Source organism: Rhizomicrobium sp. (genome assembly GCF_056722145.1).
The window spans coordinates 1-5,161 of the sequence record NZ_JBWZET010000047.1 but is presented as its reverse complement, the minus strand read 5'-3'; the positions used below and the strand labels follow the sequence as shown (position 1 = coordinate 5,161).

Sequence of the window (5,161 nt, the reverse complement as noted above, 5' to 3'; positions counted from 1 at the left end):
CGCATACGGGTCCTGTATATCGGATGCCTGCGAAATAGGGGCTCAGCTACGGCCCGTATCCCGCGATGCTTTGTCGGGAGACTCCTTGGCTCATAATGACGCCACAGAAGGTATAGAACAAATGCGGAACGGTCAAGCGGGATTCGTCATCTCTGCAAACATTTAAGCGAGGCGCACTCGCACATGAACTGCGTTAATGAAGGGGCAACGGGCAATAGCACCCGAAAGCAGACGTTCCCGGGCGAGGGCGTATTTCGAGATGCGCCAACAACGGTCATTCAGGACGGGCGATCCCCCGTAGAATATCAAGCCGGTTGACCGGAGCATCCGGAGCGAAGAAGGCGGGGATGGTGTCCTTCGTCCTTTTCGGTCGTCGCAGGAACTCGACGGGCCATTCCGTGACGCGCGGTTCTTTGACGTGCACATACACACCCGGTTCGGGCTCGTTGATGCTTTCCAGTTGCTGGACTAGTGCAAGTGGTTCTTCGGCCCCAACCGTCTTTTCTGAGAAGGCCAATGCCTCGGCATAAGTCGCAAATGGATAGTAGTAGTCGCTGCCGTCGCCTTCGTTCGGCGCGCCCCGCTCCGGATGACACCACACACGATATTCGAGGACCGCGTCCCAGACATATCCGCCGCCACTTCCGGCGACCGCCGAGTAGGTGCCGACAAGGGTTCGATCCACGGCATCCGGATATTCGGAATTTTCCATAATTCGTGCCCCGAGTATTCGCGGATACTACCTGCTGCTCGCCCAAACGGAAGGTCCGGTATTGGCGCATCTCGGAAATTGCCGGAAAGGTGAATCTGAGACCTGAAATGGACATTGTGTGCGTGCTTCGAGGCTCGCCGCGCTGGCGTTTCGGCATAACGCGAACGGCACGAAGCGGCGAGCGCCTCAGCATGAGGGATATTCACGCGGAGACGCAGAGGCGCGGAGCGGGTGTGCCGGGTAGATTCGCTGCGGCTCTTCGGCGCCATGACCGTTGCGGGACGCAGGCCGCCTCCGCGTTGAAATCCTTGCGCGGGCATAGTGCGTGCTTCGAGGCTCGCCGCGCGGATGGTTCGGCATAACGCAAGCTACACGACGCGGCGAGCGCCTCTGCATGAGGGGGTAAGAGATTCATGCTCAGACGTGGAGCGGGTGGGCACGGTGGATTCGACGTTGCGCCGGCCTCGCGAGTCGGGACATGCTGGAGCGATAACGAAAAAGACGTCAGGAGAGGACATGTCCGCCATCCGCTGGTCCGTTGCCGCCACCACCTTGCTGCTCGCCGCGCATGCCTTTGCTGCGCCTGCCTTTGCCGCGCCGCTGCTCAATCCGGTGTTCCAGGATCATGCGGTGCTGCAGCGTGATCAGCCGATCCGGCTGTGGGGCGTGGCGGCGCCGGGCGCGGCGCTGACGGCGTCGATCGGCACGGCTTCGGCGAATGCCACCGCGGACGGGACCGGGCGCTGGCGCGTCGACCTGCCGGCGATGACGGCGGGCGGGCCCTATGCGGTGACGGTGAAGACGGCCGGTGCGACCCAGACGATTTCCGACATTCTCATCGGCGACGTCTATCTCTGCTCCGGCCAGTCGAACATGGCCTTCACGGTGTCGGGCGCGGTCGATGCCGGGCCGGACATCCAGGTCGCGGCCAACGCTACCATCCGCTTACTGAACATTCCCAACGTCGCCAAAACGCTGCCGCAGTCGTTTCTGCCGGCAGGCGCGACCTGGGCGGCCGCGAGCCCCAAGACGGTGGCGAACTTCTCGGCCGCCTGCTATTTCTTCGGCCGCGCGCTGCAAAAGTCCGTACGCGTTCCATTGGGCCTGATCGCGGCGCCGTGGTCGGGGGCCAACATCACCGATTTCATGCGCCCCGACGCGCTTGCCCGTATCGGCGGCCGTGACGAGAAACTCGACGCCCTGAAGCTTTATGCCAACGATCCCGCCGCGGGCGTGCGCCGCTGGGATGCGTTGATTGAAGCGTTCTGGCGTGGCAAGGGCAAGGCGCTGTGGAGCGATCCGGCAGCGGGCTCCGGCTGGGCGGTGGCGCCGAAAGACCTCGGCGTCTGGAGCACCTGGGGCGTTCCGGCGCTGGAGCAGGATGGCGGCACGGTGTGGTTTCGCACCTCGGTCACGCTGACCGCTGCCGAAGCGGCGCAAACGCCCGATCTGGCGCTGGGTCCGATGACCGAAGAAGACACGGTGTGGGTCAACGGAAAAGCCACCGGCACCACCACCGGCTATGCCCAGGAGCGCAACTACGCGCTGCCGACCGACGTGCTGCATGAAGGCGCCAACGACATTCTTATCAATCTCTATTGCGGCTGGCGCGGCTGCGGCTTGCTCGGCAACACGCAGGCGCTGCGCTTTGCGGACGGACACACCCAACCGCTGAGCGGCTGGAACTATCTGATCGAGCCCGCGAAGCCGCCGCAGGTGCCGTGGGGCCCGACCGCTGGTCTGACGATGGATTATAACGGCATGATCGCGCCGTTGGCGCCCTACGCGCTGAAAGGCGTCGTGTGGTATCAGGGCGAAAGCAATGCCGGCGAGCCCGATGCCTATCGCGGGCTGTTGCGGGCGTGGATGGCCGATTGGCGCGGCGCCTTTGAAACACCGAAGCTGCCGTTCCTGATCGTGCAGCTTCCCGATTATGGCCCGCCGCCGTTCGCGCCCGAGCAATCGGGTTGGGCGCGCTTGCGGGAGTCGCAGCGCCTCGCGGTCGCCGATGATGGCAACGCCGCGCTGGCGGTGACGATCGATATCGGCGATCATATGGGCCTGCATCCCGGCAACAAGCAGGAAGTCGGGCGCCGTCTGGCGCTGCAGGCGCGGCGGCTGATCTATGGCGAAGCGCTGCAACCGGGACCGCAGCCGGCGCGCGCGGCGCTGAAAGGCGGAGCGGTCACGGTCACATTCAGCGGCATCAACGGCAAGCTCGCGGCGGTGGGCGCCGCCCAGCCGATCGGGTTCGAACTCTGCGATACCGCCTGCCGGTTCGTCAGCGCGACGATTGCCGGCAACAGCGTGCGTTTGGCGGTGCCGAAGGGCCTGAAGCCGTCGCGCGTGCGCTATTGCTGGGGCGACGGCCCGGTGTGCACGCTGTACGACACCACGCGAATTCCGGCAGTGCCGTTCGAACTGCCGTTGGCCAAGCGGTGACGGCCGTCACCTTCGCGGTCGGATAAATCGAGCATTGCGGGTGCCTCATACACCGCCCTAGACTTCGCGCCGGTTTTTATAAGGCGTCGCGGCGATGGGCTTTCTCTATCACGTCCCCGCGGCGATCCTGCTGATCGCGACCTTGGCACTCGCCATCTGGGGCTCGGCGATCGGCCAATCGGTGGTGCACCGCCGGTTCAAGACGCAGGATTTCATCGCCCACAACGAGGTCGGCGGCATCATCATTGCGGTCTCGGGCACGCTCTATGCGGTGATCCTCGGCTTTCTCACCGTCGTGGTCTGGCAGCATTATCTCGATGCGCGCCAGCTCGTGGTTCAGGAAGCCGATGCCGACATCGATGCCTGGCACACCGCGGTGGGATTGCCGGCCAGTGTGCGCCAGCAGGTGCGCGCCGACATGTTGCGCTATGCCAACATCATGGTCGAGCAGGAATGGCCGCTGATGCGCCGCGGCCGCTTCGATACCGATGCCGCCATGGTCGGTATGGACGCCATCAACGTCGTCGGAACGTTCAAGCCCGTCGACTTCAGCCAGTCCAATGCCCAGGTCGCGACCATGCAGCAGCTCACCGTGATGCATGACGCCCGCCAGCAGCGCATCGCCGTCAACGACAGCGGGGTTTCGGGGTTCGAATGGCTGGTGCTGTTGATCGGCGCGGCCTGCATCATCTGTTTTTGCTGGCTGTTCGGCATCCGCAACACCCGCATGCAGGTGGTGATGAGTTCGACGGTGGTGACCATCACCGTGTCCATTCTGGTGCTGCTGTTCGAGCTGCAATACCCGTTCCGCAGCGATGTCGGCATCGGACCCGATGCCTGGAAAGGCGCCGTCGCTCATATCGCCGAGATGCAAAAGGGCGACATGGCCAATATGAAGATGTAACCTGTGCGCCTCGGTGCGGATGACGGCAGTCCATTACGGCTTTTTCCGGTTGCCGCCCCGGCCCCGCTGCCGTTAGCCTGCAGTGGTAAAAACGGGGGCTTTGATGCGCATCCTGATCGCGGTCGGTTTATTCGCCTTGAGCCTTGCGGCGGCGCGTGCCGACGACAGCTTTACGCAAGCCGATGTCGTCTGCAGCTCGGCGCACGATATCGCGCTGGTGCGCTTCACGCTGACCGAGGATAATGGCCCCGCGGAGTTCACAGCCGTGCCGGCCTCGGCCGACGGCGGACTGTCGAAGGACAAGGGCGCGAAGCGCAGTGACTGCACGACGCGTTGGGGCGCGGCGATCCGGGTGCGCGATGGTAGGGGCCAGATGTTTGCCTATGGCATGGGCGGGGCCGATCCGCCGGGTTTCTTCAGCCTGTGGGTCGACAAGCACCACGTCTTTTCCCGCCGCGAATGGAAACCGGGCTATGGCGACACAACGGGCGCGATGACCGTCGGCCTCGTCATCCGGCCCGATCGGCTGACGGTGTGTTCTGTTCCGTATAACGGCTCGGACGACGGGCGCGTCACCTGCGTGGACAAGCCGCTGAAGCTCGCCGATCATGCCATCGATGCCGTGGAATATCCTGACAAGCCGGTGGCGCAGCGGGCGGTCGGCACCGCTTATGTTAACGCGAAATCGCTGCGCTTCGAGATGTGCCGGCAGCGGCTGGCCAAGGCGGGTGACTTGGCGGCTCTTGACCGGCTTGATGCGGTCGCAATGACCGACGAAGCCGGCGACGAGGGCGTTGGGGTGCTGCACCGCGTGCCGGGAACGTTCGCCAATTTCGCCGGACTGCAGGTCTTCGTTTACGGCAACACCAATCACTATTTCGACGGCGATGTCGTCGTGGCGGTGCCGGCGAACGTCACGGCCAAGGACGTGGCGGCGTGGTTCGCCAAGGTCAATTTCGATCAGGAAGCCGGGTTGGAAGACCAACTGCCGGAGGTATGGCACCTATGGGCCGGCGGGCGTGAACGGCTCTATCCCAAGGTGTCGCCGCGCTACGTCCACTTCGCGCCGCAAAAAATCAATGGCCAGCTTTTTTTCTATGCGA

General features: G+C 64.0%; 4 protein-coding genes. 3 read left to right on the top strand and 1 reads right to left on the bottom strand.

All coding sequences use genetic code 11. The features are described from left to right. Window positions 1–274: 274 nt before the first annotated feature. The gene (locus AC1P6P_RS02930) at window positions 275–712 is read right to left on the bottom strand and encodes a GCN5 family acetyltransferase (protein ID WP_481400937.1); all 438 of its coding nucleotides are present in this window, start codon (window positions 710–712) and stop codon (window positions 275–277) included. A 516-nt stretch (window positions 713–1,228) separates the two neighbouring features. On the opposite strand from AC1P6P_RS02930, the gene AC1P6P_RS02925 reads away from it, so the two are divergent. The 3 genes from AC1P6P_RS02925 to AC1P6P_RS02915 form a co-directional block, all read left to right on the top strand. Then, the gene (locus AC1P6P_RS02925) at window positions 1,229–3,154 is read left to right on the top strand and encodes a sialate O-acetylesterase (protein ID WP_481400936.1); all 1,926 of its coding nucleotides are present in this window, start codon (window positions 1,229–1,231) and stop codon (window positions 3,152–3,154) included. A gap of 94 nt (window positions 3,155–3,248) precedes the next feature. Continuing rightward, window positions 3,249–4,058 (top strand): bestrophin-like domain, encoded by an 810-nt coding sequence (locus tag AC1P6P_RS02920; protein WP_481400935.1) that lies wholly within the window; start codon window positions 3,249–3,251, stop codon window positions 4,056–4,058. Window positions 4,059–4,161: 103 nt separating this feature from the next. Next, window positions 4,162–5,161: hypothetical protein (locus AC1P6P_RS02915; RefSeq protein WP_481400934.1), on the top strand; the 1,000-nt coding region annotated here is incomplete at its 3' end.